The sequence below is a fragment of the Nocardia sp. NPDC059240 genome (assembly GCF_042753865.1).
GTDB lineage: Bacteria > Actinomycetota > Actinomycetes > Mycobacteriales > Mycobacteriaceae > Nocardia.
The window spans coordinates 194712-219149 of the sequence record NZ_JBHZAC010000005.1 but is presented as its reverse complement, the minus strand read 5'-3'; the positions used below and the strand labels follow the sequence as shown (position 1 = coordinate 219149).

At 68.0% G+C, this 24438-nt stretch carries 24 protein-coding genes; 11 read left to right on the top strand and 13 right to left on the bottom strand.

What is annotated here, in order from left to right:
- Window positions 1-27: 27 nt before the first annotated feature.
- Window positions 28-516 carry a universal stress protein gene (locus tag ACFXHA_RS19790; protein WP_379358697.1) on the bottom strand — a complete coding sequence of 163 codons (489 nt, stop codon included), beginning with the start codon at window positions 514-516 and terminating at the stop codon, window positions 28-30.
- A 209-nt stretch (window positions 517-725) separates the two neighbouring features.
- Here ACFXHA_RS19790 and ACFXHA_RS19785 point away from each other — a divergent pair, with 209 nt between their 5' ends.
- Window positions 726-1178, top strand: coding sequence for a hypothetical protein (locus tag ACFXHA_RS19785; protein ID WP_379358695.1), 453 nt, complete (start codon window positions 726-728; stop codon window positions 1176-1178).
- On the top strand, window positions 1175-2509 hold the full coding sequence (locus ACFXHA_RS19780; RefSeq protein WP_379358693.1) for an ADP-ribosylglycohydrolase family protein: 1335 nt from the start codon (window positions 1175-1177) through the stop codon (window positions 2507-2509). Before ACFXHA_RS19785 ends, ACFXHA_RS19780 begins: the two co-directional genes overlap by 4 nt.
- Before the next feature lie 115 nt (window positions 2510-2624).
- Here the strand turns inward: ACFXHA_RS19780 and ACFXHA_RS19775 are convergent, their stop codons facing one another.
- Entirely contained in the window at window positions 2625-3947 is a 1323-nt protein-coding gene (locus tag ACFXHA_RS19775) for an acetyl-CoA C-acetyltransferase (RefSeq protein WP_379358691.1), read from the bottom strand.
- A gap of 143 nt (window positions 3948-4090) precedes the next feature.
- Between ACFXHA_RS19775 and ACFXHA_RS19770 the strand changes: the two genes are divergently transcribed.
- Together ACFXHA_RS19770 and ACFXHA_RS19765 are read left to right on the top strand one after the other, a co-directional pair.
- Entirely contained in the window at window positions 4091-5491 is a 1401-nt protein-coding gene (locus tag ACFXHA_RS19770; RefSeq protein ID WP_379359587.1) for a 3-oxoacyl-ACP reductase, read from the top strand.
- On the top strand, window positions 5488-6357 hold the full coding sequence (locus ACFXHA_RS19765) for a MaoC family dehydratase (RefSeq protein WP_379358689.1): 870 nt from the start codon (window positions 5488-5490) through the stop codon (window positions 6355-6357). Before ACFXHA_RS19770 ends, ACFXHA_RS19765 begins: the two co-directional genes overlap by 4 nt.
- Window positions 6358-6471: 114 nt before the next feature.
- Here ACFXHA_RS19765 and ACFXHA_RS19760 read toward each other — a convergent pair whose 3' ends face one another.
- The 5 genes from ACFXHA_RS19760 to gnd form a co-directional block, all read right to left on the bottom strand.
- Window positions 6472-8079 carry an FAD-dependent monooxygenase gene (locus ACFXHA_RS19760; RefSeq protein ID WP_379358687.1) on the bottom strand — a complete coding sequence of 536 codons (1608 nt, stop codon included), beginning with the start codon at window positions 8077-8079 and terminating at the stop codon, window positions 6472-6474.
- 75 nt (window positions 8080-8154) lie between these two features.
- Entirely contained in the window at window positions 8155-9438 is a 1284-nt protein-coding gene (locus tag ACFXHA_RS19755; RefSeq protein ID WP_379358685.1) for a DUF5685 family protein, read from the bottom strand.
- A 98-nt stretch (window positions 9439-9536) separates the two neighbouring features.
- Window positions 9537-10145: a TetR/AcrR family transcriptional regulator gene (locus tag ACFXHA_RS19750; protein ID WP_379358683.1), complete on the bottom strand. Its 609-nt coding sequence runs from the start codon at window positions 10143-10145 to the stop codon at window positions 9537-9539.
- Between the two features lie 131 nt (window positions 10146-10276).
- Window positions 10277-11443, bottom strand: a complete 1167-nt coding sequence (locus tag ACFXHA_RS19745; protein WP_379358681.1) for a glycoside hydrolase family 3 N-terminal domain-containing protein — start codon at window positions 11441-11443, stop codon at window positions 10277-10279.
- A gap of 71 nt (window positions 11444-11514) precedes the next feature.
- On the bottom strand, window positions 11515-12543 hold the full coding sequence (gnd, locus tag ACFXHA_RS19740; RefSeq protein ID WP_379358679.1) for a phosphogluconate dehydrogenase (NAD(+)-dependent, decarboxylating): 1029 nt from the start codon (window positions 12541-12543) through the stop codon (window positions 11515-11517).
- A 227-nt stretch (window positions 12544-12770) separates the two neighbouring features.
- Here gnd and ACFXHA_RS19735 point away from each other — a divergent pair, with 227 nt between their 5' ends.
- Complete coding sequence (locus ACFXHA_RS19735) at window positions 12771-14474, top strand: VanW family protein (RefSeq protein WP_379358677.1); 1704 nt, start codon at window positions 12771-12773, stop codon at window positions 14472-14474.
- 95 nt (window positions 14475-14569) lie between these two features.
- On the opposite strand, the gene ACFXHA_RS19730 is transcribed toward ACFXHA_RS19735, so the two are convergent.
- Entirely contained in the window at window positions 14570-16396 is a 1827-nt protein-coding gene (locus tag ACFXHA_RS19730) for an acyl-CoA dehydrogenase (protein WP_379359585.1), read from the bottom strand.
- A 504-nt stretch (window positions 16397-16900) separates the two neighbouring features.
- Here ACFXHA_RS19730 and ACFXHA_RS19725 point away from each other — a divergent pair.
- Window positions 16901-17506, top strand: a complete 606-nt coding sequence (locus ACFXHA_RS19725) for an alpha/beta family hydrolase (RefSeq protein WP_379358675.1) — start codon at window positions 16901-16903, stop codon at window positions 17504-17506.
- Window positions 17507-17565: 59 nt separating this feature from the next.
- On the opposite strand, the gene ACFXHA_RS19720 is transcribed toward ACFXHA_RS19725, so the two are convergent.
- The gene (locus ACFXHA_RS19720; protein ID WP_379358673.1) at window positions 17566-18138 is read right to left on the bottom strand and encodes a TetR/AcrR family transcriptional regulator; all 573 of its coding nucleotides are present in this window, start codon (window positions 18136-18138) and stop codon (window positions 17566-17568) included.
- 78 nt (window positions 18139-18216) lie between these two features.
- Here ACFXHA_RS19720 and ACFXHA_RS19715 point away from each other — a divergent pair, with 78 nt between their 5' ends.
- Window positions 18217-19107: an SDR family NAD(P)-dependent oxidoreductase gene (locus ACFXHA_RS19715; RefSeq protein WP_379358671.1), complete on the top strand. Its 891-nt coding sequence runs from the start codon at window positions 18217-18219 to the stop codon at window positions 19105-19107.
- Window positions 19108-19126: 19 nt separating this feature from the next.
- Here the strand turns inward: ACFXHA_RS19715 and ACFXHA_RS19710 are convergent, their stop codons facing one another.
- From ACFXHA_RS19710 to ACFXHA_RS19695, 4 genes are all read right to left on the bottom strand, one after another.
- Window positions 19127-19858, bottom strand: a complete 732-nt coding sequence (locus ACFXHA_RS19710; protein ID WP_379358669.1) for a class I SAM-dependent methyltransferase — start codon at window positions 19856-19858, stop codon at window positions 19127-19129.
- Between the two features lie 142 nt (window positions 19859-20000).
- Entirely contained in the window at window positions 20001-21107 is a 1107-nt protein-coding gene (locus ACFXHA_RS19705; RefSeq protein WP_379358667.1) for a DUF4185 domain-containing protein, read from the bottom strand.
- 156 nt (window positions 21108-21263) lie between these two features.
- Window positions 21264-22022 (bottom strand): crotonase/enoyl-CoA hydratase family protein, encoded by a 759-nt coding sequence (locus tag ACFXHA_RS19700; protein WP_379358665.1) that lies wholly within the window; start codon window positions 22020-22022, stop codon window positions 21264-21266.
- Between the two features lie 19 nt (window positions 22023-22041).
- On the bottom strand, window positions 22042-22821 hold the full coding sequence (locus tag ACFXHA_RS19695) for an alpha/beta fold hydrolase (RefSeq protein ID WP_379358663.1): 780 nt from the start codon (window positions 22819-22821) through the stop codon (window positions 22042-22044).
- A gap of 73 nt (window positions 22822-22894) precedes the next feature.
- Here ACFXHA_RS19695 and ACFXHA_RS19690 point away from each other — a divergent pair, with 73 nt between their 5' ends.
- The 4 genes from ACFXHA_RS19690 (at window position 22895) to ACFXHA_RS19675 (ending at window position 24376) form a co-directional block, all read left to right on the top strand.
- Window positions 22895-23119: a hypothetical protein gene (locus tag ACFXHA_RS19690; protein ID WP_379358661.1), complete on the top strand. Its 225-nt coding sequence runs from the start codon at window positions 22895-22897 to the stop codon at window positions 23117-23119.
- Complete coding sequence (locus ACFXHA_RS19685; RefSeq protein WP_379358659.1) at window positions 23106-23402, top strand: hypothetical protein; 297 nt, start codon at window positions 23106-23108, stop codon at window positions 23400-23402. Before ACFXHA_RS19690 ends, ACFXHA_RS19685 begins: the two co-directional genes overlap by 14 nt.
- A 49-nt stretch (window positions 23403-23451) precedes the next feature.
- On the top strand, window positions 23452-23811 hold the full coding sequence (locus ACFXHA_RS19680) for a hypothetical protein (protein WP_379358657.1): 360 nt from the start codon (window positions 23452-23454) through the stop codon (window positions 23809-23811).
- A 118-nt stretch (window positions 23812-23929) separates the two neighbouring features.
- Entirely contained in the window at window positions 23930-24376 is a 447-nt protein-coding gene (locus ACFXHA_RS19675; RefSeq protein WP_379358655.1) for a hypothetical protein, read from the top strand.
- The last annotated feature ends 62 nt before the right edge of the window (window positions 24377-24438 follow it).

Genomic DNA, 24438 nt, shown 5'->3' with positions numbered 1-24438 from the left:
CGCAATTGCGAGGTCGGGCCGCCGCGTTCAGGCCGGTTTCGCGGCCGGTTCCCGGCCCGGCGGAACCATGAGCACCGGCCGGTGGCAGTGTTTGAGCACCGCGTCCGCCACGCTGGAATGCATGAGCGCGCGGATGCCGGTGGCCCCGCGGGTGCCCGCCACGATGATGTCCACATCCAGCTCGTCGGCCACCTCGACGATGGCGGTCCAGATGGTGGTGGTGCACTCCACCGTGCGCGCCTCGGCGTTGAGACCGGCCAGTTTGGCCAGGCGCACGCCTTCGGCATTGATATTCTTCGCGTCCACCAGGGCGATGTCCGCTATTTCGTCGTCGGCCATCCATTCGGGCTGCATCACCCCGGACAACCCCGACAGTCGCGCGGCCTGCCGCACCATCGGCTCCCACGCGGTCAGCACGACGGCTCTGTTCGCCGCCAGGAACCGGCCCGCGTATTCGACGGCCCGCCGAGCATTCTCGGAACCGTCGTAGGCGATCAGCATCAAATCGCAGGGCATGACGAACCTCCTGGTAGGTACGCCTGTCTCTACCCCCGAGGCTACCCCGGAAACAGACCGTTCAGCGGACTTGGCAACCCCCGCCGCGTCGCAAGTTCTCGACAGTTCGCCAACGATTTACCCAAACCGGTGGTGCGGTGCGGGTTCCGGGCTTTCACTGGAAATTGACATCGCCGTCGTTGGAGCAGGGCCCGAACGAGGGGTGGAATGTGCGGTTGGACGAGGACGAGCTGACGACCCCGCAGGAGTGGGCACGGGTGTACCGCTCCCTGTTCGGTCTCCCCTACGTGCACGTGACCACCCCCGGATTCGTAGTGCTACCGCTGAACGACTCGATCGCTGCCCTGAATACGCCGGAGTCGTTGGGGGCCTTGATCCTTGACGAACTGGTCGGTCGCGGGGTGCCCGGCCCGGTGCTGGTCCGTGACAAGCCGCCGCGCCGCACCTTCCTGGCGGTCTTCGACGGCTACCCCTCCGACGAATGCCTCGAACTGCTCGAGCGCAACAGCGTCGATATCGGCCCGCATCGCAGTAATGTCATCCTGCCCACCGGTTTCGGCCGTCGCACCCACGAGGGTCGCTGGTGGGCGCGCGCTCCCCAGCGCGACGAATCCCTGCCCCTGCTCTCGGAGGTGGTCGCGGCCACCCAGGCGGTGTTGTGACCATAGAGGCGGCCTTCTTCGGCCATCACGAGGCCGATCCACGTGCGCTGCTCTACTACGAATGGTGTCAGCGCGACGAATCCGGTTACGCGGTAGAGGAATTCACCGAGGAAGTACACGATCTGACCCACGTCGAACATCCGATCCCGGGCGCCTGCTGGCGGCTGCTGGACCGGGTCGAGCGCGCGCCACGGCTGCCGGACTGGCCGTACACCGAATGGGTGGACGAGCCGTGGAGCGTGAATCTCACTGGCGTGGAACAAGAATCGCGCTACTCGATCCGCGAGCCGGAGTTGCTGGACCGGATCCACGGCGGCTGGCTCGGCCGCTGCGCCGGATGCACGCTCGGCAAGCCGCTGGAGAACGGCTTCCTCTGGACTCCGGAGCGCATCCGCGAGTACCTGGAATCCAACAGCGCCTATCCTTTGCGCGACTACGTCCCCGTCGCCGACCCGTTGCCGCCCGAGGCGACCGGCCGAAGGTCCTGGGGCACAGCCACTCTGGGCCGCATCGACGGCTGTCCCCGCGATGACGATATCGACTACACCATTCTCGGCGTGCACCTGTTGGAACAGCGCGGTGCGGCCTTCACGCCCGACGAGGTGGCCGCCCTGTGGCTCGAGCGCCTGCCGTTCCTGCAGACTTACACCGCCGAACGGGTCGCCTATCGCAATCTCATCGACGGTTACGCCCCACCCGACACCGCCACCTTCCGAAACCCCTACCGGGAGTGGATCGGCGCACTCATCCGCGCCGACATCCACGGCTACACCCACCCCGGTCAACCCCGCCGGGCCGCGATGGCCGCCGCCCGCGAGGCGTCGATCTCCCACGTGGGCAACGGTTTATGGGCCGCCATGTGGTCGGCGGCCATGGTCGCCGCCGCCTTCACCACCCCCGCCCCCACCGACATCCTGGCCACCGCCGGATCTGTCATCCCCACCCGCTCCCGCCTCGCCGTCGCCCTCTCGGAAGTCCTCGACGACCACCGCCGCGGCCGGTCCTGGGATGAGGCCGTCGCCGCCATCCATCAGCGCCACGCCCACTACAACTGGGTCCACGCCGTCGGCAACGCCTGTCTGATCGCGGCCGGATTGCTGTGGGGCGAAGCCGATTTCACCCGCACCATCGCCCTGACCGTGCAGGGCGGCTGGGACACCGACTCCAATGGCGCGACCGCGGGCTCGGTGGCGGGCATCCTGACCGGTGCCGCCGCCCTCCCCACCCACTGGACCGCCCCCTTCCACGACACCGTCCACAGCGCCGTCACGGGCTACGACAGCGTCCGCATCTCCGACCTCGCCCACCGCACCCGGATTCTGATTGCCTAAGCCCCGAGTGCGACGAAGGCGGTATCCGGTCCACTCGGACCGGATACCGCCTCGCGGGGGTTCGGGGGCAAAGCCCCCATCCTCCATAGGGTTTCAGGGGCGTAGCCCCTGTGGGTTAGCGCTCGACGATCGCGACGACGCCCTGGCCGCCCGCGGCACAGATGGAGACCAGTGCGCGGCCGCCACCCTTCTCCGCGAGGTGCTTGGCGGTCTGGGCGATGATGCGACCGCCGGTGGCGGCGAACGGGTGGCCCGCGGCCAGCGAGGAGCCGTTCACGTTCAGCTTGGAACGGTCGATCGGGCCGAGCGCGCCGTCCAGGCCCAGGCGCTCCTTGCAGTACTGGTCGGACTCCCACGCCTGCAGGGTGGCGAGCACCACGGAGGCGAACGCCTCGTGGATCTCGTAGTAGTCGAAGTCCTGCAGCTTCAGGCCGTTTCGGGCCAGCATGCGCGGCACCGCGTAGGTGGGGGCCATCAGCAGGCCGTCGGGGCCGTGGATGTAATCCACCGCGGCGACCTCGGAGTCGACCAGGTAGGCCAGCGGCTCCAGGTTGCGCGAGGCGGCCCACTCGTCGGAGCCCAGCAGCACCGCGGACGCGCCGTCGGTGAGCGGGGTGGAGTTACCGGCGGTCATGGTGGCGTCGCCCAGCTTGACGCCGAAGACCGGCTTCAGGGTGGACAGCTTCTCGATGGTCGAGCCCGGACGCAGGTTGTCGTCGCGGGTCAGGCCGAGGAACGGGGTGATGAGGTCGTCCATGAAGCCGCGGTCGTAGGCGGCGGCCATGTTCTTGTGCGACAGGTAGGCCAGCTCGTCCTGCGCCTCGCGGGAGACGCCGAATTCCTTGGCGGTGATCGCGGCGTGCTCACCCATCGAAAGTCCGGTGCGCGGTTCGGCATTGCGCGGGATCTCGATGCCGACCATGGACGGACGCAGGCGACCGACCAGCTTCACGTAGTCGGAGTTCTTCTTGGCGCGGTTGGCGTCGAGCATCCACTCGCGCATGCCCTCGCTCACACCGATGGGCGCGTCGGAGGTGGTGTCGGTGCCGCCGCCGACGCCGTTCTCGAGCCGGCCCAGCGCGATGCCGTCGGCCACGGTGACGATGGACTGCAGGCCGGTGCCGCAGGCCAGCTGCAGGTCGTGGGCCGCGGTGTAAGGGGAGAGGGTGGAGCCGAGCACGCTCTCGCGGATCATGCCGTGCTCGCCGACGCGCTTGAGGACCGCGCCACCGACGACCATGCCCAGGCGCTCGCCCTGCAGGCCGAACCGGGAGACCAGGCCGTTGAGGGCCGCGGTGAACATGTCCTGGTTGGAGGCGTGCGCGTACTTGCCGTCGGAACGAGCGAACGGGATGCGGTTACCGCCGAGGATGGCAACCGGACGCGCCTGCTTGGTGGTCTTGGCCGCGGCCTTCGCCGAACGGGCTTTGGTGGTCACTCGAGTCTCCAGTGTCTCGTCGGTGGGAAATCCGGCACGCACTATCCCGCGGGCAGCACGTCAGTCGGTTTACATTAAACTTACTCTGGAGTAAGTTCATTGTCGACACCGTACCCCGCAATGTGCGCAAGACCGCTCTTGAAATGTTGCCGTCGGCGGGGCGAGACCAAGGAGAAGGTAGAAACGTGGCTGCCAGCAAGAGCAAGGGCGCTCCCAACCTCTACGGATCTTTCGTTCACTCCGCCCCCGGCGCGTTCCTGGCTTCGAAGCTGGGCCTGCCGCAGCCGGAGTCGCTGCGCCGCTACAAGGCGGGCGAGCCCGCCCTCCCCGGGCCGGTGCTGCTGGGCGGTAAGGGCCGCGTCGCCGACGCCGTGCGAAACCTGCTGGGCGACTACACCTTCGTCGACAGCGTCACCCCGGGCGTGAAGTTCGGCGCGCTGGTGTTCGACGCGACCGGCCTGCGCACGATCGAAGATCTGCAGCAGCTGTTCGAGTTCTTCCAGCCCGCCATGCGCAGCCTCGCTGCGTCGGGTCGAGTGCTGGTTGTCGGCACCACCCCGGAGCTGGCCGGTTCGGTCGACGCTCAGATTGCCCAGCGCGCGCTCGAGGGGTTCACGCGCTCGGTCGGTAAGGAGCTGCTGCGCGGCGCCACCTCCAACCTGGTCTACCTGCACCCCGAAGCCGCCACGGCCGCAACGGGTCTGGAGTCCAGCCTGCGCTTCGTGCTGTCGGGCAAGTCGGCGTTCGTCGACGGCCAGGTCTTCCGGGTCGGCAAGGACGACGCGACGGCTCCCGCCTCCTGGGACCGCCCGCTCGAGGGCAAGGTGGCCGTGGTCACCGGTGCCGCCCGCGGCATCGGCGCGACCATCGCCGAGGTCTTCGCCCGGGACGGCGCGACCGTGATCGTCGCCGACATCCCGGCCGCCGGTGAGGCGCTCTCGGAGACCGCCAACAAGGTCGGCGCGACCGCGCTCGCCCTGGACGTCACCTCCCCCGACGCCGCCGAGAAACTGGCCGAATTCGCCACCGCGCGTTTCGGCGGCATCGACATCGTCGTGCACAACGCCGGCATCACCCGCGACAAGCTGCTCGCCAACATGGACGAGGGCCGCTGGAACTCGGTGCTCAACGTGAACCTGGCTGCGCCGCACCGCATCACCGAGGGCCTGGTCGCCCGCGGCGCGCTCAAGCAGGGTGGCCGCGTCATCGACGTGTCCTCCATCGCCGGTATCGCGGGCAACCGTGGCCAGACCAACTACGGCGCGTCCAAGGCCGGTGTCATCGGCATGGTGAACGCCGAGGCCCCGAAGCTGGCCGAGCACGGCATCACCATCAACGCGGTGGCCCCCGGCTTCATCGAGACCGCCATGACCGCCGCCATCCCGCTGGCGACCCGTGAGGGTGGCCGTCTGCTGTCCTCGCTGCTGCAGGGCGGGCAGACCGTGGACGTCGCCGAGACCATCGCCTACTTCGCCTCTCCGGCCTCGAACGCGGTGTCCGGCAACATCATCCGCGTCTGCGGCCAGGCCCTGATCGGAGCATGATGTCGCAGACCATCAACCTCACCGAGGTGCCCAAGAACAGCGGCCTGTTCGTCAAGGCCGCCCTGGGCGCGCTGCCGGTGCCGGGACTCTCGGCCCGCAAGCCGGTGCTGCCGGACCGCACGGTCCGGCTCGAGGGCTTCAAGGTCGATCCCGATCACCTGGCCGCCTACTGCCGGGCCACCGGCCTGCGCTTCGATGACGCGCTGCCGCTGACCTATCCGTTCGTGCTCAGCTTCCCGCTGGCCATGCAGCTGGTGGTCGCCCGCGACTTCCCGTTCGTGGCCGTCGGTGCGGTGCACGCGGAGAACGTCATCGAGCGCACCCGCGAGATCTCGGTGTCCGAACCGCTGGACTTCGAGACGCACATCGAGAACCTGCGCGAGCACCCCAAGGGCCTGCTCGTGGACGCCGTCACCGAGGTCAGTGTGGGCCGGGAACTGGTGTGGCGTCAGGTCACCACCTTCCTGCACCAGCAGCGCACCTCGCTGTCGGGCGGACCGAAGCCGGAGCCCAAGCCGGACGAGGTGCCGCCGCCCCCGCTGAAGGCGATGCGCGTCGATCAGCAGATGATCAGCCGCTATGCCGCCGCCTCCGGTGACCACAACCCGATCCACACCTCGGGTCTGGGCGCCAAGGCGTTCGGGTTCCCGAAGCCGATCGCGCACGGCATGTGGTCGGCGGCCACCGTGCTCGGCGCGCTCGAGGGCCGGATTCCCGGAAAGACCACCTACGCGGTCAAATTCGGCAAGCCGATCTTCCTGCCGTCCACGGTGAACCTGTACGCGGATCACGTGTCCGGTGGGTGGGACATCTCCTTGAAGAACCCGAAGAAGGGCTACCCGCACCTGACCGCTACGCTGCGCTGACAGTGACAAGCAGTCACCCGTAACTTCGGGCCGGACCGCCTCGACGCGATCCGGCTCGATGGGGGTGAAGAGCCGCACATTGTTCCACCCTCGGATGTCGCCACGCAGGGGTTTCTACATCCGGCCGGAACGGTGTGCGGCTCTTGCCTTTTCGCCCACCAGCAGTTCCAGCGCCGCACCCAGCCACGCCGGGGTCAGGCCCGAGTCGGGTCCGGCCGCGATGTGGTGATCGGGGCGCACCAGCAGCGCCTGGCCCTCGGCGAGGCCGGCGTGTTCGGCACAGTCGGTCGCCGGGAGGGCGTGCACCGCCAACTCGATACCGGTGGCGCGCTGCGCCTGCGCGGCGGCGTCCCGCCAGACCCCGGCCGGACCCGACACCAGCAGCGTGAAGCCGGGGCCGCACAGGTCCAGCGTGGACGCGGTCCACCAACCGGCGTCGATCCACCAGTGCGGCAGGCGGGTTCCGGTCTGCCCGCGCAGGGCGGGTACGTGCGGGGACGGATCCTCGGTGTCGAGGACGGCCGTCGAGGTGTAGCGGTAGCGGGTCATGATCGACGACATATCGAGCCGGCGAGCGAGATCGGCCGCATTGTCCGGGGTCGCGATGCCGTAGCGGGTGCGGAAATCGGTGCCCAGCCGGGCCTGCTCGACCGCGATCGATGCCCGCGGACGGCGTTCGGCCGCATAGGAATCCAGCAGTGCCGGACCGGCCGCACCCTGCAGTGTCATCGCCAGTTTCCACACCAGATTGTGCGCGTCGGCGACACCGGTATTGCCGCCGTAGCCACCCCACGGCGCATGCCGGTGCGCGGCATCGCCGACCAGGAAGACGCGGTCGCGGCGGTACTCGTCGGCCACGAAAGTACCGGTGTCCCAAGCACTTCGGGCCAGGATGGTAACCGGGATATCGTCAGCGCCGACCATGGTGCGGATGGCGGCCATGCAGCGCTCGTCCGGCCAGTCGGCGGGGGATTCGACGGCCGGATCGTATTCGATGTGGAAGGACCATTCGTCGGTGTTGTTCTTGGCCAACACCAGTCCGCGCATGTCAGGCCCGGTGATCTCGCACTGGCTGAAGCCGCGGCTGTCCAGCATGCCGGTGAGATCGATGCGGGCGAACACATTCAGATAGTGATGCGTCGGCGGCATCTCCGTGCCGGTGATACCCAGCGCCCGCCGGACCGGACTGCCCGCCCCATCGGCCGCGATCAGATACTCCGCGCGCAGCACCGTCCGCGCACCCGAGGCGTCCCGCAGCACCGCGGTCACGCCGTCGGCATCCTGCGTGAATTCCACCAGCTCCGTGCCGAACCGGAGCTCTCCGCCGCGCTCCCGGGCAGCGTCGGCCAGCACCGGTTCGAGCAGATCCTGCGGCAGAAAAACGAACTGCGACGGACTGGCGTCCTGATTCGCCATGGCCGCGCCCATCCCCGACAGATCCAGCGACTCCGCCGACCGCACCGACCCACCGGTCCACGCCCCGCCGAACTTCCCGGCCTTCAACGCGGTCCGCGCCGCCTCCAGAATTCGCCCCTCCACCCCGGCCTGCCGAAATATCTCACCGGTGCGGACATGCAACCCACGCGAGCGCGGCAGCCCCGAAGCCACCGCCCGCCGCTCCACCAAAACATAGGGAACACCGTGGTATTCGAGCAGCAGCGCGGCCGACAACCCGACCAGACCGCCACCCACCACCAGAACCGGAACATCTGCCGTCGTCATGCCTTCAGGCTGCACACCCCCGCTTGCGCACCCCTTGCACCGCGATCACACGGCCCTGACCCGGTCGCACCGGCCTCAGCAACTGCAGTCGCAGCACCCGTCGCAGCAGCTCTCGCAGCAACATTCACAGCCGCAGTTGCAGCCGCACTCGCAGCATTCGTCACGGCAGCCGCGATCGAACCACGGCCCCTTGTGATGGCCGCTGCACGGCCCGGTATGTGCCGCGCAGCAGGCATATCCGGTGCAGTACTGCGTGCAGATGATCCCCAGGCCCTCCAGCAGGCTCGGCCCCCGCGGTGGCGGCGGGGGCGGCATGCCGGGCCCAGGCGGCATCATGCCCGGCTGCGGTGTGAACGGCGCCCCGGGCTGCCACGGCTGGAATTGCGGTCCGGGCGGCGGAAACTGGCCCGGCGGCGGGAACTGCGGGCGGGGTCCCTGCGGTGGCCACGGCTGTCCAGCCCGCGGTGCGTCCGCCTTGGCGGTGCGGCAGCTTCCGGTGGAGCAGGCGTGGGTGATGCCCGCGGCCCGGCCGAGTTTGCGGACGACCCCGCCCAAGGGGTCCAGGAGGATCCAGCGGATGGTCGCGGTGCGATCCAGGGCCACGCGCGTGAGGGCGGCGCGGAGCAGTGAATTCGACTCGGCCACCAGCGCGTGCGCCTGTTCCGGGGTGGTGCCGGTGGCGAGCAGCGGGTTGAAATGGCCCAGGGTGTGGTCGGATTCGAGGTCTTCGAGGGCGTCGGCGAGGTGGGCGATGCGGCCGAAGTGCCAGCCGGCTTCGCGGAGGGCGTCGGCGTTTTCGGGGCGGTCGGCGAGGATGGCGGTGTGGGCGAACAGTTCCGCCGCGCAGAGTTGGGTCGGGCCGGTCAGTTCGTCGAGGGTGCTTTCGGGCGAATTCTCCAGGCGCAGCTGGGATTCGATGGCCTCGATGAGGGGATCGACGTTCAGGCCCAGGGGTGCGGCGGAGGCTCGGGCGTGGGCATGCCAGCGGGTCGAGACGCGGGTGAGGGGGCGGCGCGCCATGGGGTGCGCGTCGCCGTCATCGATGTGGTCGCGAATCTTGGCCGCGCCCAACAGGAGTGAGGCCGTGGCGGCCAGTCGCACGCCGGGGGCGTCGGCCGCCACCACCTGTGCACGCCGCATTCCGCGCAGCGGACAGGGTCCGGCGTCGGTGCGGGCGGAGGGCAGGGATTGCTGCGCCTCGGTGAGGATTTCCAGAACGATCGCGTCGGTATTGGTTGCGGCGCGGGCCAGCTGGCCGTGGCCGTCCCGCAATCCCAGGCAGAGTCCGCACATGTGCGTCTGCCATGCCGACGGGTCGATGCCGTGGCGCGCCGCACTGTGCGCACACGGCTTGAGCAAGCCGAACAACTCTTGTCCCCGTTTCCCCGGCCGAATTCGGCCGTCCCACAATCTCGATCGTTGCGACTGTAGTTCAGGGAATGACGACCGGCTTGCCCCTAAATCTGTTCGGCCTTCTTCTTGCTGCCCGACAGACCGCGCCAGGCCAGATCGTCGAGTAGGTTCACGGCCTCGGTCATATCGACCGTGCCGCTGGCGACCCGGTCGGCGATGGCCTCGCCCGCGCCGATCACGGCCACCGACACCACCTCGAAATTGGTGCCCGGTTCCGCGTACTTGGCGCTGGATTCCAGCAGCTTGGCGGTGAGTTCGATGACCCGGTCGCGGCTGTTGGCGATCTCGGAGGCGAAGGGCTGCTGGCCCAGGGCCTGCCGGTAGAGGACCTGCCAGGACAGCCGGTTCTGATCGACGTAGGTGAGGAAGGCTTCGAGCCCGGCCCGCAGCTGTTCGTGCGGGGTGAGCTTGGGGTTGCCCGCGACCGAGACGGCCTCGATGAAGCGCATGGCCTCGCGGTGGATGCAGGCGCGGAAGAGCTCGTCCTTGGACCCGTAGTACAGGTACAGCATGGGCTTGGAGATCTTCGCCTCGGCGGCGATCGCGTCCATGGAGGTGTCGTGATACCCCTTGCGCGAGAAGACCTCCACGGCGGCGTCGAGCATCTGCTGCTCGCGCACCGCGCGAGGAAGCCGTTTCGTTCCGCCAGCCATTCACACTCCTAGGACATATCGAAGCTCCTATCTTACTCCAAGGTAAGTTCCGCGAGTGTGAATTGCCGCTGATTTGCTATGAATCGGCAGTAAGTAAGGGCCGATTCTCAGCAGAACCCATTCGCTGATTCTCAGCAGTGCGGCGCGGAGCCCTTGAACTTTGCCATGCGCAACACCGAGGCATCCACTTGGGATCCCGCCAGGCGGCCACTCTTGACCGCGTCCTCGAGCCGATCGAGCACCTTCGGGACCGCGTCCGTGGTGATCCACAGGGCATTGTCGGCCCCCGCGATCAGGGCGGCTTCCACCGCATCCTCGATGCTCATGCGCTTGGTGATGGCCGCCATGCCACCCAGATCATCGGTGAAAATGACCCCGTCGAAGGGTGCTGCGCCGTAGCCGGTGCCCTGCCGCAGCAACGCCATGGCCTGCGGGCTGATGCTGGCCGGCACATTCGGGGTAGTCAGCCCGGGCACGTCCAGGTGACCGACCATGACCGCGGCACCCGAATCCACCAGCTTGCGGAACGGCACCAGGTCCTTGGTCTGCATCTGATCCAGCGGGGGCGTCTGCACCGCGCCGGTGTGCGAATCGCCCGAACCGGACCCGTGGCCGGGGAAATGCTTCATGACGCTGCCGACCCCGGCATCGTTCATGGCCCGGATGAACGCGCCGGCGTACTGCACCACCACGTCCGGATCGTCGGAGAAGGAGCGGTCACCGATCACCGCATCGTCGGGCTCGCTGCTGACATCCACATCGGGGGCGAAGTCCACGGTCACGCCGAGCGCCTTGAGCTTCTTCCCGCGCTCCAGGCTGAAGGTGTAGAACTCGTCGGGGCTCATGGTCTGCGCCACCACTCGCGCCGCGGGCGCGACCCCGATCAGGTCCTTGGCCCGCGAGACCCGGCCGCCTTCCTCGTCGATGGTCACCATCAACGGTGTCCGCGAGGCCTTTTGGACGGTGTCGATCTGGTGCTGCGCCAGCATCGCCTTGTCGGTCCAGCTGCCGACGAAAATGCCGCCGATCTGCTCGGTCTTCACCACGTTCTCGGCGTCGGCCTCACCGGTGACACCGACGGTCAGCAGCTGGGCCAGCTTCTGACGCTGGGTGAACTGCGAAAGGTAGCCCGCGCCGCAATCCTGTTGCCCCGGAGTCGTAGTCGGGGGCGCGGTGGTGGTGCTGCTCGGTGCCGGCGTGCTGCTGGAGGCCGATTCGTTCGACGAGTTCGAGCCACTGGAGCAGGCGGACAGGGCGAGAGCGGTCACCGCGACAACGATTCCCGGAGCAAGGCGCATGCCCCCGACGGTAGCGTCCCGACGCCGATCTCTCGCCATCGACACCGGGTGCGCCACCGCGCGTGGCGAATTCACCCCGGCGGTAGCTCGTGGTGTCCGCCGAAGGCCTGCCGCATGGCGGAGAGCATTTTGTCCGCATAGAGCGATTCGCCGCGCGAGGCGAAACGCTGGAACAACGCCGCCGACAGGACCGGGGCGGGGACGCCCTCGTCGATCGCGGCGTCCAGGGTCCAGCGGCCCTCGCCGGAGTCGGAGACCCGGCCGCCGAAGGAGTCCAGATTCGGGTCGGCGTACAACTCGGCGGCGGTCAGATCGAGCAGCCAGGACGCGACCACCGACCCGCGCCGCCATACTTCGGTGACCTCGGGGATGTCGAGGTCGTAGCGGTAGTACTCGGGGTGTTCGAGGGGAGTGACCTCCGCCGAATGCTCGGTGTCGGTCTGATTGCCGACGTTGGCCTTGTGCAGGATGTTGAGGCCCTCGGCGTAGGCGGCCATCGCGCCGTATTCGATGCCGTTGTGCACCATCTTCACGAAGTGGCCCGCACCCGCGGGCCCGCAGTGCAGGTAGCCCTGTTCGGCGGGAGTGGGCTCACCGGTGCGGCCGGGTGTACGCGGCGCGGCGTCGACTCCGGGCGCGATGGAACGCAGCAGCGGATCCAGATAGCCGACCGGCTCGTCCTCGCCGCCGATCATCAAGCAGAAGCCCCGCTCCAGCCCGAACACGCCGCCCGAGGTGCCGATATCTACGTAATGAATGCCTTTGGGGCGCAATGCCTTCGCGCGCGCGATGTCCTCGTGGTACCGACTGTTGCCGCCGTCGATGACGATGTCGCCCGGTTCCAGCAACTCGGCCAGGTCGTCGATGACCGCGCCGGTCGCCCCGGCCGGGATCATGACCCACACCACGCGCGGGGCATCCAGCATGGCCACGAATTTGGGGAGTTCGGTACTGCCCTGGAAGCTTTCGCCGAGTTCGGCGGTGAGCTGGTCGACATTCTCGACGCGGCGTTCGTAGCCGACCGCGCTGTGCCCATCACGCACGATGCGGCGCACGATATTCGCGCCCATCCGGCCGAGTCCGATCATTCCGAGCTGCATGGGTGGCTCCTCACGTCGTAGGTTGCCGGTCCGTCCCGATTGTCCCTGTCGAAGGTTGCGAATTTTTTTCCGATCGGATGTAGCGGTGTGTAACGCCCTGGAACAGGTGTCGATAGAAGGGGTGGCTCCGTGCTGTTGCCAGACCCCCGACCCGGCAACCGCACGGAGCTCTTTTTCTATCCCCGGCTATCGTTGCAGAAGATTTGCTGACAGCTGGGAGGGTGCCCGTGACCGGTGAAAGTCCTGGCGTACGCCAACTTCTGAACTCGACCGCGGCCCGCCGGGCCGGAATCGCCGCAGGTGTGCTGGTCGCCGCGGCCGGGGTCGGATACGTAGTTGATCTGTCGCTGTCGTCCGGCGATGTTCCGCGTGGCGTGCAGGTTGCCGGGATCGAGATCGGCGGCTTGGACCGGGCGGCCGCGCGCACCCGGTTGCAGACCGCACTCGATCAGCGTGTGGCACAGCCGCTCACGGTGCGCACCGGTGACGTGCGCACGCAACTGGTGCCCCGCGACGCCGGACTGAGCGTGGACTGGGACGGCACCTGGGCGCGTATCGGCGAGCAGCCGAAGAATCCCTTCACCCGGCTCGGATCGTTCTTCGCCACCCGGACCGTGGAACCGGCCGTCACCATCGACAACCCCGCCATGGATCGGGAACTGACGGCGCTGCGGGCGCACGACCGGGAACCGGTCGAGGGTGGAGTGGTCTTCGAGGACGCTCGGGCCGTCGCGGTACCGCCGGTGTCGGGACGTGTGCTCGATGTCCCCGGGGCCCGCGCCGCCCTGGCCGACCATTGGGCCGACGGCCCGGAACTGGTACTGCCGGTGGTGGACACACAGCCGCACGTGCGTGCCGAGGCGGTCGACCGCGCGCTGAAACAGGTCGCCGAACCGGCGGTCAGCGGCCCGTTCACCTTCACCGGCCAGGGCGGCGACGCCACCCTCGACCCCGCACAGATCGCGGGCGCGCTCTCCTTCCGCGCGAACGACCAAGGCGGACTGGACCTCTCGACCAATGCCGAGGCCCTCACGGCCGCGCTGGCCCCGCAACTGCAGCCCACCGAGATACCGCCGGAGGACGCGGGTTTCGATCTGTCCGGCTCACGCGCGACCGTGCGCCCCGCCGTGGTCGGCACCCTCGTCGACTGGGGCAAGACCCTCGACGGGTTGCCCGCCGTGCTGGCGTCCCCGTCGAATCGTTCGAAAGCTGTCGTCTACCAGCAGGTTCAGCCGAAGCTGAGCACCGACGACGCCACCAAGATGGGTGTGGAGCAGCCGGTCGGCTCGTTCACCACCGGCGGCTTCAGCGGACCCTCCGGTGTGAACATCCGCGTGATCGCCCGCAAGGTGAACGGCGCGGTGGTGAAGCCCGGAGAGACGTTCTCGCTCAACGACTTCACCGGCCCGCGCGGTACCGCCCAGGGCTATGTGGAATCCGGGATCATCAACAACGGCCGTCCGGCCACGGCCGTCGGTGGCGGCATCTCCCAGTTCGCCACCACCCTCTACAACGCCTCGTATTTCGCGGGCCTGGAGGACGCGGGCCACACCGAGCACAGCTACTACATCTCGCGCTATCCGGCCGCGCGCGAGGCCACCGTCTTCGACGGCGCGATCGACCTGAAATTCCGCAACAACACCCCGTACGGTGTGGTCATCGACGCCGTCGCCGACGATTCGTCGATCACCGTCCGCCTGTGGAGCACCAAAACCGTTGAGGTCGAATCCATCACCGGCGACCGCACCAAGCCGACGGATCCCAAGACCGTCACCCTCCCCAAGGGCAAGGACTGCATCGCCTCTTCCGGCGCACCGGGTTTCACGACCTCCGACACTCGCGTCATCCGAGACGCCAAGACGGGCAAGGAAATCTCCCGCCACACCCGAACCGTGAAGTACGACCCGGTCCCCATCGTCACCTGTGAATGACTGTGGATAACGCGAAAAGCGATGCGGCCCGGAAGGATTCCGGGCCGCATCGCTTGTGCTGGGGGTTTGGGGGCGTCAGCCCCCAAGACCCTTCGTCAGAACGCGGCTTCGTCGAGCTCCATGATGTCGTTGTCCAGGTTGGACAGGACGGTGCGGACGGAGGTCAGCTCCGGCAGCACGTTGCGGGCGAAGAACTGCGCGGTGGCGATCTTGCCCTGGTAGAACTTCTCGGTCGAGCCGTTGTCCAGCGCGTTGATGGCGATCTCGGCCTGCGACAGCAGCAGCCAGCCGATGACCAGGTCGCCGACGGCCATCAGGAAGCGGACCGAACCCAGGCCGACCTTGTAGAGCTCCTTCGGGTCCTGCTGGGCGCCCATCAGGTGCCCGGTCAGGGTGGCGGCCATGCCCTGGACGTCCTCGAGGGCGGTGGCGAGCAGCTTGCGCTCGGCCTTCAGGCGGCCGTTGCCACCCTCACGCTCGATGAACTTCTGGATCTGGCCGGCCACGTGGGCCAGCGCCACACCGCGGTCGCGGGCGATCTTGCGGAAGAAGAAGTCCTGCGCCTGGATGGCGGTGGTGCCCTCGTACAGCGAGTCGATCTTGGCGTCGCGGATGTACTGCTCGATCGGGTAGTCCTGCAGGAAGCCGGAGCCACCGAAGGTCTGCAGCGAATCGGTCAGGTACTGGTAGGCCCGCTCGGAGCCGACACCCTTGACGATCGGCAGCAGCAGGTCGTTGACGCGGAACGCGGTGTCCTTGTCGGCGCCCGAGACCAGCTCGGCGATATCGGCGTTCTGGTGCGCGGCGGTGTACAGGTACACGGCGCGCAGGCCCTCGGCGTACGCCTTCTGCATGGCCAGCGAGCGACGGACGTCCGGGTGGTGGGTGATGGTGACGCGCGGGGCGGCCTTGTCGGTCATCTGGGTCAGGTCGGCACCCTGGACGCGGATCTTGGCGTACTCCAGCGCGTTCAGGTAACCGGTCGACAGGGTGGCGATGGCCTTGGTGCCCACCATCATTCGAGCGTTCTCGATGACGTCGAACATCTGCGCGATGCCGTTGTGCACCTCGCCGACCAGCCAGCCCTTGGCGGGAATGCCGTGGCCGCCGAAGGTGACCTCACAGGTGGCCGAAACCTTGATGCCCATCTTGTGCTCGACATTGGTGACGAACACGCCGTTGCGCTCACCCAGGGTCTGGGTCTCGAAGTCGAAGTGGGTCTTCGGTACGTAGAACAGGGACAGGCCCTTGGTGCCCGGTCCGGCGCCCTCGGGGCGAGCCAGCACCAGGTGCATGATGTTCTCGAACAGGTCGTCGGAGTCACCCGAGGTGATGAAGCGCTTGACGCCCTCGATGTGCCAGGTGCCGTCTTCCTGCTGGATCGCCTTGGTGCGGCCCGCGCCGACGTCGGAACCGGCGTCCGGCTCGGTCAGCACCATGGTGGCACCCCAGTTGCGGTCGGCGATGATCTCCGCCCACTTCTTCTGCTCATCGGTGCCGTTGTTGTAGAAGACCTGCGCGAAACCCGCACCGGCGGCGTACATCTGGGCCGGCGGATTGGCGCCGAGGATCATCTCGCCCAGGGCCCAGCCGACGACGGAGGGGGCACCCAGGCCACCGAGCTCCTCGCGCACGGGCACCTTGGACCAGCCGCCGTCCTCGAGGGCGCGGTAGGACTTCTTGAAGGACTCGGGAAGAGTGACCGTGTGGGTCTCCGGGTCGAAGGTCGGCGGGTTGCGGTCGCCGTCGACGAACGAATCCGCCAGCGGGCCCTCGGCCAGGCGACGAACTTCGTTCAGCATCTCCTTGACGGTGTCGGCGTCGAGGTCGCCGTAGGCGCCCGCGTCGAGCAGCTTCTGGATGCCGAGGAACTCGAAGAGGTTGAACTCGAGGTCGCGAACGTTGCTCTTGTAGTGACCCATGGTCGTACTCACTCTCCATTGAGATGGGTGCGGTTCGGTGTTGCCGTTCCCGCCCGTTAGGTCTCCACCGGGTAGACACCGTAAAGCAGCGCCTACTGGCGGGTAACTTATGCGCCATGTTACCGACCGGTAGGAGGGTCGCCAAGGTCAGCGAGGCCGAATGTGACTGAAAGCACGCGAGTTGCCGAGACCCGGGGTTCCGTTGAGCCCGTGGGGATCCCGTAATCGCAGCTCGCAGCCGTGCGGGGAGATCGGTGAGGTGGGACAGGAGTCCCTCGACAGGGTGTGTGCGGCGGGCGTAGGCGAACTCGGCGCACACTGGGATCGTGACCCCTGACCTGGTGATTCTCGGCGCGATCGCGAGTCTCGCCGGGCTGATCGCCGCCTGGCTGATCGAATCCCGCCGACGCCGCTGAGGGTGCCGTGGCGGATTCGGCGGCCGGTCCGGGTGGGAATCCGGTGCGCCGCGCGAGGTAGGGACGGGCGCGTGACTACGGTGCCTTCATGCGCATCGAGACGAGTGCCGGACCGGCGGAGGTGGAGATCGATCGGCCCGGGCGGAACAAGCCGACGTTCCTGCTGGTGCTGACGCACGGTTCCGGGGGCGGTGTCGATGCGAAAGACCTGCTCGCCGTGCGGGATTCGGCCGTTCAGCTCGGCGGTGCGGTCGCGCTGGTGACCCAGCCGTACCGGGTCGCGGGGCGGCGCGCGCCCGGCAAGGCCGAGGTGCAGGACGCGGCGTGGCTGGAAATCATTGCGGCACTGCGCAAGAAGGTACGTGGGGTGCCGCTGGTCCAGGGTGGTCGCAGTAATGGGGCGCGGGTCGCCTGTCGGACCGCTCTGGAGGCGAAGGCCCGGGGCGTGCTCGCGCTGTCCTTCCCGCTGCACCCGCCGGGGAAGCCGGAGAAGTCGCGGCGCGACGAACTGCTGGCTCCCGGCGACATCGAAGTCGTCGTGGTGAACGGCGCGCGCGACCCGTTCGGCATTCCGGACGCCGCTGACGCGACCGAGGTGCATGTGATTGCCGGACAGGCGCATTCGTACCGGGCGGGCTTCGACGAGATCGTCGCTTCCGTGGTGCCCTGGCTGGAGCGCTGGACCGCGAACTGAATGTCGCGCCACCGACCTCCCCGGGATGACGAAGGGTTCCCCGAGATGGTGAGGGTCGGTCAGCGGGCCTTGGTCAGGTAGGCGAGCAGGTCGTCGACCAGGTCGGTCGGATCGGCGTGGCCCTTGCCATTGGCGGCCAGGTGACCCGTCGACGCGAGGTCAGCCGCTCCGTGGGCGGCGGCGCGTACCAGCGAGGCGAGACGTTCGGGGTCGGCGGCGGGCAGACTGCCTGCGGCTTGGGCCTGCGCGACCAGGGCGATCAAAGCGGACTGAGCATTGCCGCCGGTTTCGGCGAGTTCGGGGGTTTCGTCGGTCCAGCGGCCGAAGACCAGGCGGAAGCGGGCAGGATGTTCGAGGGCCCAGGCGATGTAGCCGTGCAGGACGGCGCGCAGCATTTCGAGGGGGTTGGGCTGTTGCTGGATGGCCTCGGCGAATCCGACTGCGCGCTCGGATAGTTCGCGGGCGGCGACGGCGGCGAGCAGGGCCTCTTTGTTGGCGAAGTGTTTGTAGGGCGCGTTGTGTGAGACGCCCGCGCCCTTGCCGACCTCGCGCAGGGTGACGGCCTCGGTGCCGCCCGCGTCGAGCAGGCGCAGGGCGGAATCGAGCAGCACGGTGCGGGTGGGCGGTGGCATCGATCCATCCTAATCGGCAGTTGACAGCGTCAACCTGCACGCCTAGGTTGACGTTGTCAACCTCTGATGGGAGTGGGTATGGACCGGGGAACTACGGCCGTCGTCACGGGCTCGACGAACGGGATCGGGGAGGCGATCGCACGACAACTGGCGGCCGCCGAAGTGGACGTCGTCCTGGTCGGGCGGGACCGGGGTCGGCTGGATGCGGCGCAGGAACGGATCCGCACCGCTGTACCGGGCGCGCGATTGCGGGGTGAATTGGCCGATCTGGCGCTGCTGTCCGAGGTCCGGGCGCTCGCGGATCGCCTGCGGGACACCCGAATCGACATTCTGATCAGCAATGCGGCCGTGGTCGCCGACCTCACCGACCACACCTCGGAGGGCGTGCAGCGGACGCTGGCCACCAATCACCTTGCGCCGTATCTACTCCTGCGCACGCTCGGCGAGAATCTCGCCGCCGCAGGGCAATCCGCCCGGCTGGTGGTGGTCGGAGCCTCGCCGACCGCACTGCGGAGCATCCCCGTCCACCTCGACGACCTGGGCTTCGAGAACGCGCGGGCGCACGGATTCCCGCCCAGTTTCCGGCCTTTCGTCGCCTACGGGCGTACCAAGAACATGAACGCGATGTTCGTCTACAGCCTGGCCGAACAGCTCGCCGGGACCGGTATCACCGTGAACGGTGCGCACCCCGGCATCATTCGCCACACCGGACTCGGCCGCGACTCCGCGCGCGGCCTGCTGCGCGCCTTCGGCTGGTCCCAGTGGGTCAACCCGTTGCTTCCCGGCCCCGACGCCGGCGCCGACACCCCGGTCTGGCTCGCCACTTCTCCCGAGGTGAACGGTGTCACCGGACGATTCTTCGTGCGCCGCAAGGATGTTCTCACCGCCGCGCACACCACCGACCCGGACCGCCGGGCACGGCTGTGGGAGGAAAGTGCGAACCTGACCGGTCTGCCGGTCCGGAGCTAGCCACGCGCTGGGGGTGTGGCTAGAAGATGTCCAGGGCTGGTGGCAGGGGAACGGTGCCGAGGGCCGGTTCTTCGTCCGGGGGTTCGGGGACCGGTTTGGTGGCGACCAGCAGGGCGTCGATGGCGTCGCGGTCCTCGGTGGGGCGGTGGACGCGGTCGGCGAGGCGGACCTGGATGTCGGGTTCGGCGGGGGCGAGGTCGGCGATGAGGTCGGCCGGGGTGAAGGTCAGGGCCGGATTGCGTTCGCCGCCATAGCCTTCCGCGAGGTTGAGGGTGTCGTTGCCGACGATCAGCAGGGTCCCGCCGGGGGAGAGCATCTCGACCGCGTGCAGCAGCAGGGCACGCCGCTCGTCGGCGGGCAGATGCAGAAACGCCATCAGGATCAGCTCATACGGCCCGGTGATGTCGGCCGCGTCGAGCTTGGTGACGTTGGTGTGCACCCAGCGGATGCGCCCGCGCACCGACCGCGACAGCCGCGACGCGACGGTGCGCCCCTTGTCGATCCCGGTCTGGGAGAAGTCGACCGCATCCACCTGCCAGCCATGCGTGGCCAGCCACAACGTATTGCGCCCCTCCCCGCACCCCAGATCCAGCGCCCGCGGCAACTCCGGTCGCGGCTCACCGATCCCGAACCCGCCGACCGGCAGTCGTCGCTCCAACCCGAAGACCTGCTCGACCACTGTTTCGCTCGGCGGCGCGCCCCACACCAATTCGGTACCGGCGTAGTACTCATCCCATTCGGCGGAGTCCATGACGACGAGTCTATTGACGGTGTCCGGAGACGACTCGGCCGCGAACTCCTTCGAGTTCGCGGCCGGGGTACGGGGCGGGGCCCCGCGATCTCGAGGGGTTTCAGGGGCGAAGCCCCTGAGAGTCCCGAGAGTTGGTAGCTGGTTACAGCGTGGTGTGCATGAGCAGCACGTTGTACTGGGTGTGGACCGTGGTCAGGAAGTACAGGTCACGGCCGGTTTGGTACGGGAAGATGTAGGGCGCGTAGGCCGTCGGCAGTTCCCGTGTGTCGATGAGCACCGAGGGCGCGCTCCACGGACCTTCGGGGTTCGGGGAGGTGTACATGACCACCGAGTTCCACGGGTCGGTGGTGAGCATGATGTATTGCCCCAGATAGTCGTTCCATTGCACCGACATCTCGGAGACGCCGCCGCCGACCACGGGCTGGGCCGCGTTGACGTCCTTCTGCCACTTGCCGCCGTCCCAGTACTCGTACGCACCCATATCGCCGGCGGCCGCTTCGGGGACGCGCGCGACATACGCCGGATGGTTGCGGCCGGAGGCTGTGCCGTACTCGAAGAGGAAGCCGTCCCGCTTGGCGAAGGCGTTCATCTGGAAGTTGGCATTGCCGCCGTCGTCGGGCCGGCGGGTGGCGGGCAGTTCGACCCAGTTCTCGCCGTTGTCGCCGGAGACGGCGAGACTCGAGTAGTTGGTGGTCCACTCGCCGACGTCGTCCCAGCTCTTCACCGACATGAGGCTCATGAACTGGGTGTTGCCGACCGAGATGCCGGCGGTGGGGATGCGGCTGATCTCGATGAAGGGGATCTTCGGGCTGGGGATGAGATCCCGGGCCTGACCGAACCAATCGCGCACGACGGAGTCGAAGAAGATCCCGTTGCCCGGATCGTGGGTGTGCGAGCGCACCAGGATGTTGGAGCGCCAGGCCCAGGTGCTGCCGACCAGCAGGTTCGGCAGGCCGAGGCCGGCGGTGTCACCGAAAGCGGTGAGCATTTCACCGTTTCCGTTGTCCCACATGATGCCCAGGTCGGTGCCGAGCACGTTGTAGGACTGGGTGTTGTTGGGGCTGGCCATGCCGGTGACCTGGAAGACCGCCTTGGTCCGTCCGGGCAGCTGTGGCAGACCATTGGTTCCGTTGAGAACGGGAATCGGGTTGATCGCGTTCGGGTTGGCTGCGGCCGGTGTGGTCACGGTAAGGAGCAAGGCCGTGGCACCTGCAAGAGCGGACACCAGCAGGGGGGCGGCTTTTCTCAATGCGGTGCTTCCTCCGGGTCTCGCCGAATAATGCGCGGACCACACCGTATGTGACGGGCCGCACAATGCGTTCGACTCGTTGGCAAAGTGTGAAAATGCTAACAGCGCAACCCCAATTCTGGGGCTTGCAAACCGGATTGTTTGCCGTGAATTGGCTTACTTTTGATTCTTACCAGACCCGAGCGCCTGCCGGATGATCAACGGCAGCTGTGTCGCGCGCTCGACCGCGAGGGTCCGCCGCACCGACGCCTGCCAGGTGCGATCGAACAGCTGCTTCGCACTCGCCACGGCGTGTTGCGGGCGCGCCGCGATCCGGTCGGCGAGTTTCTCCGCGGCGGCAAGCGGATCCGCGGTCACCTCGGTGACCAAGCCGATGCGTTCGGCGTAGGCGGCGTCGACCGGGTCGGCGGTCATGGTGAGCAGCAGCGCCTTGTCGATGCCGATGAGCCGGGACAGGGTGGCCGCGCCGGTCATGTCCGGGATCAGGCCGTGCTTGGCCTCCATCACCGAGAACTCGGAATCGGGTGTGACGAAGCGGAAGTCGGCGGCCAGCGCGATCTGCAGCCCGCCGCCGTAGCAACGGCCGTGCACCACGGCGATCACCGGCTGCGGCAGTCGCCGCCACGCCCAGCACGCCTCCTGGAAGGTGTTGGTGCCGCGCCACGGCAGCGGCACGAAGGCGCGCACCACATCCAGCGGATCCTTCATGGCCTTGGCGACATCCAGGCCGGAGCTGAAGCTGGGCCCGTTGCCGGACAGGATGACCGCCCGGATGTCGGAGCGCTTCCCGATGACCCCCGCGACCCGCACCAGTTCGCGCAGCATCTCGATGGTCAGGCCGTTGTGCTTATCGGGCCGATCCAGCGCCACGTACGCGCGATCACCGTCGAAGGTCAGGGAAACGTTGTGGCTCACGGTCTTTCCTTCTGTCGAGCTAGTCGAGCTGATCCAGGATCAGGCGGGCGCAGCCGGCCGGGTCGTCGTAGAAGGGCGTGTGGCCGCTGCCGTGCAGGGTGACGTGCCGTGCGCCGGGTAGCACCGCGCGGGCACGCCGGGCCTGGGTGGCGTACGTGAGCAGAATGTCACGATTGCCCCAGGCGATGGTGACCGGGATGCCGTCGACGGCGGTGCGGTCGGGGAGCCGGAAGTCGGTGAAGGAGGCCAGGGCCGCGTCGAAACCGGGCGCGGCGAGCAGTCCCTCGACGGTGTCCACGGCCACCTGGGCGTCGAGCGCCCACGGCTTACCGAACACCAAGCCCAGGAAGGTGGAGCGGCCCACGGTGTTTCCGAGCAGCGCCGGGACGGCCGGATGCAGCACCCGGGTCAGTTGTTTGGCGCGGCCGAGCGACTGCTGACACCAGACGCGACCGGCGGTATCCCAGAACGCGATGGGGGAGAAGGCGGTCACCGAGCGGGCCAGGCCGCGCGCGGCCAGGTCCAGCACAATGCCGCCGCCCATGGAATTGCCTGCCAGGTGCGGGTTTTCGATGCCCTCGGCGGCGAGGAAGTCGACGAGCGCGTCCGCGAGGGTCGAGACGGTGGTGTGCGGCAGCGGCGGGGTGTCGCCGAATCCGGGTAGATCCACCGCGATCACGTCGAAGGATGCGGCCAGGGTGTCGATGATCGGCTCCCACACCTGCCACCGGCTGCCCACGCCGTGCACCAGCACGAGCGGATCGCCGTTGCCGGTGCGGTGGTGGTTCAACGTCGTCACCGCACTCACCCTACCGATGTTGACGTGTCGCCAACAGGCGGAAAACGGCCACTCCGGAAGTACGATAAAAGGTATGGCAACCCGAAAAGTGACACTGTCGCTGGACGAGGCGGCCTGGTCCTACGCACAGGATGCCGCGGCTCGCGCCGGTATGTCGCCGTCGGCGTGGATCTCCCGCGCCGCCCGCCGCGAAGCCGTGCGATTGGGTTTCGGCCCGGCACCGGACCCGGTCGAACTCGCCGCGGCTGACGAGGCGGAAACACTGGCCGCCGAGAAGGAGCTGCGTGCGCAGGGGTGAACTCTGGGTCTACCACCCGCACGGCACCACCCGAACCCGCACCATCATTCTCATCTCGAGCGACGGCATCAACGAGTCGCCGCGGCACTGGCTGATCGCCGCGGAGGTCGAGGCCGAGGATCCGCGCGACATCCTCGCCGTGCCGATTCCCGGCCACGGCTGGGTGCACGCGGGAAATCTGGGCCGCATCTATCGTGGCTGGTTGGACGAGCGGATTGCCGAGGTGGACGGCGAGACGGCGGAACGAATCGACACAGCGCTGCGCGCCGCCATGGATCTGTGAGATCGTGCCTGCGGCAGCTTCCCGTCGAATCATGAAAGTCGAGGCCCCAGTGCGCGTTCCTCTCGGAGGCAGAATTTTCGGTGGCACCGTCGTGCTGGCCGCCGCGCTTCCGCTACTGGTGGCATGTGGCGGCAGCAGCGGCGGTGACAAGCCCGCCGATGTCACCCAGGCCCAACTGTCCAAGTCCCTGCAGGGCGGCGGCCTCGATGCCGCGTTCGCCGACTGCGCCGCGAAAGTCTTTCTGGACGAGGGTATTTCGCAGGCCGGTCTGCAGGTGATGGTCAAGAAGGACGCCAAGACCGTCGGTGCGGCGGACTACGAGGCGGCGGGCATGAGCAAGGCGGATTCGGACAAGGCGCAGGCGGCCGCCGCCAAGATCGTGTCCTCCTGCATGACGACGGGTAAGTAGTCAAGATCGTCAGCTGGCTTGGCGGCCGGTGGTTTTCGGCCGCCCCTTGTTAACTCTCCGGTGCCGGTGTGCAATCTCTGAATCGACCGGGATCGTCCCGGCACCGGGAGGGATCACAATGCGGAAATCCATCGTTGTGGCGGCGCTGATCGCGCTGCCACTGCTGTCCGCGTGCAGCAACAGCCAGCAGGCCGCACCGGCCACCACCACCCCGAACGCGGCGACGACCACGGCCGCGGCCGTCACGACGGTCTCGGGCGCGCCCACCGTCACCCCGGGCGCGAGCGGTACGCCCTCCGCCGGGGCCACCACCACGCCCGGCAGCGGTAGCGGGCTTACTGCCGACCAGATCTCGAAGGCCTTGCAGGACAAGGGCAAACTCAGCCAGACGACCGCCGACTGCGTGGCCAACATCTATATCCAGGAAGGGCTGTCGGACAGCGGCATTCAGAAGGTCATCGACAGCGCCAACGGCACCAACCCCACCACGGCCGGGCTCAGCAAGGACGACCTGATCAAGGCGGCGAAGGCCACCACCCGCATCGCCACCGAGTGCGTGAAGTAAACAACTCTCGTAACTCTCAGGGGTACCCCCTGAAACCCCTCACAGGGCCTGACATGCGGAAA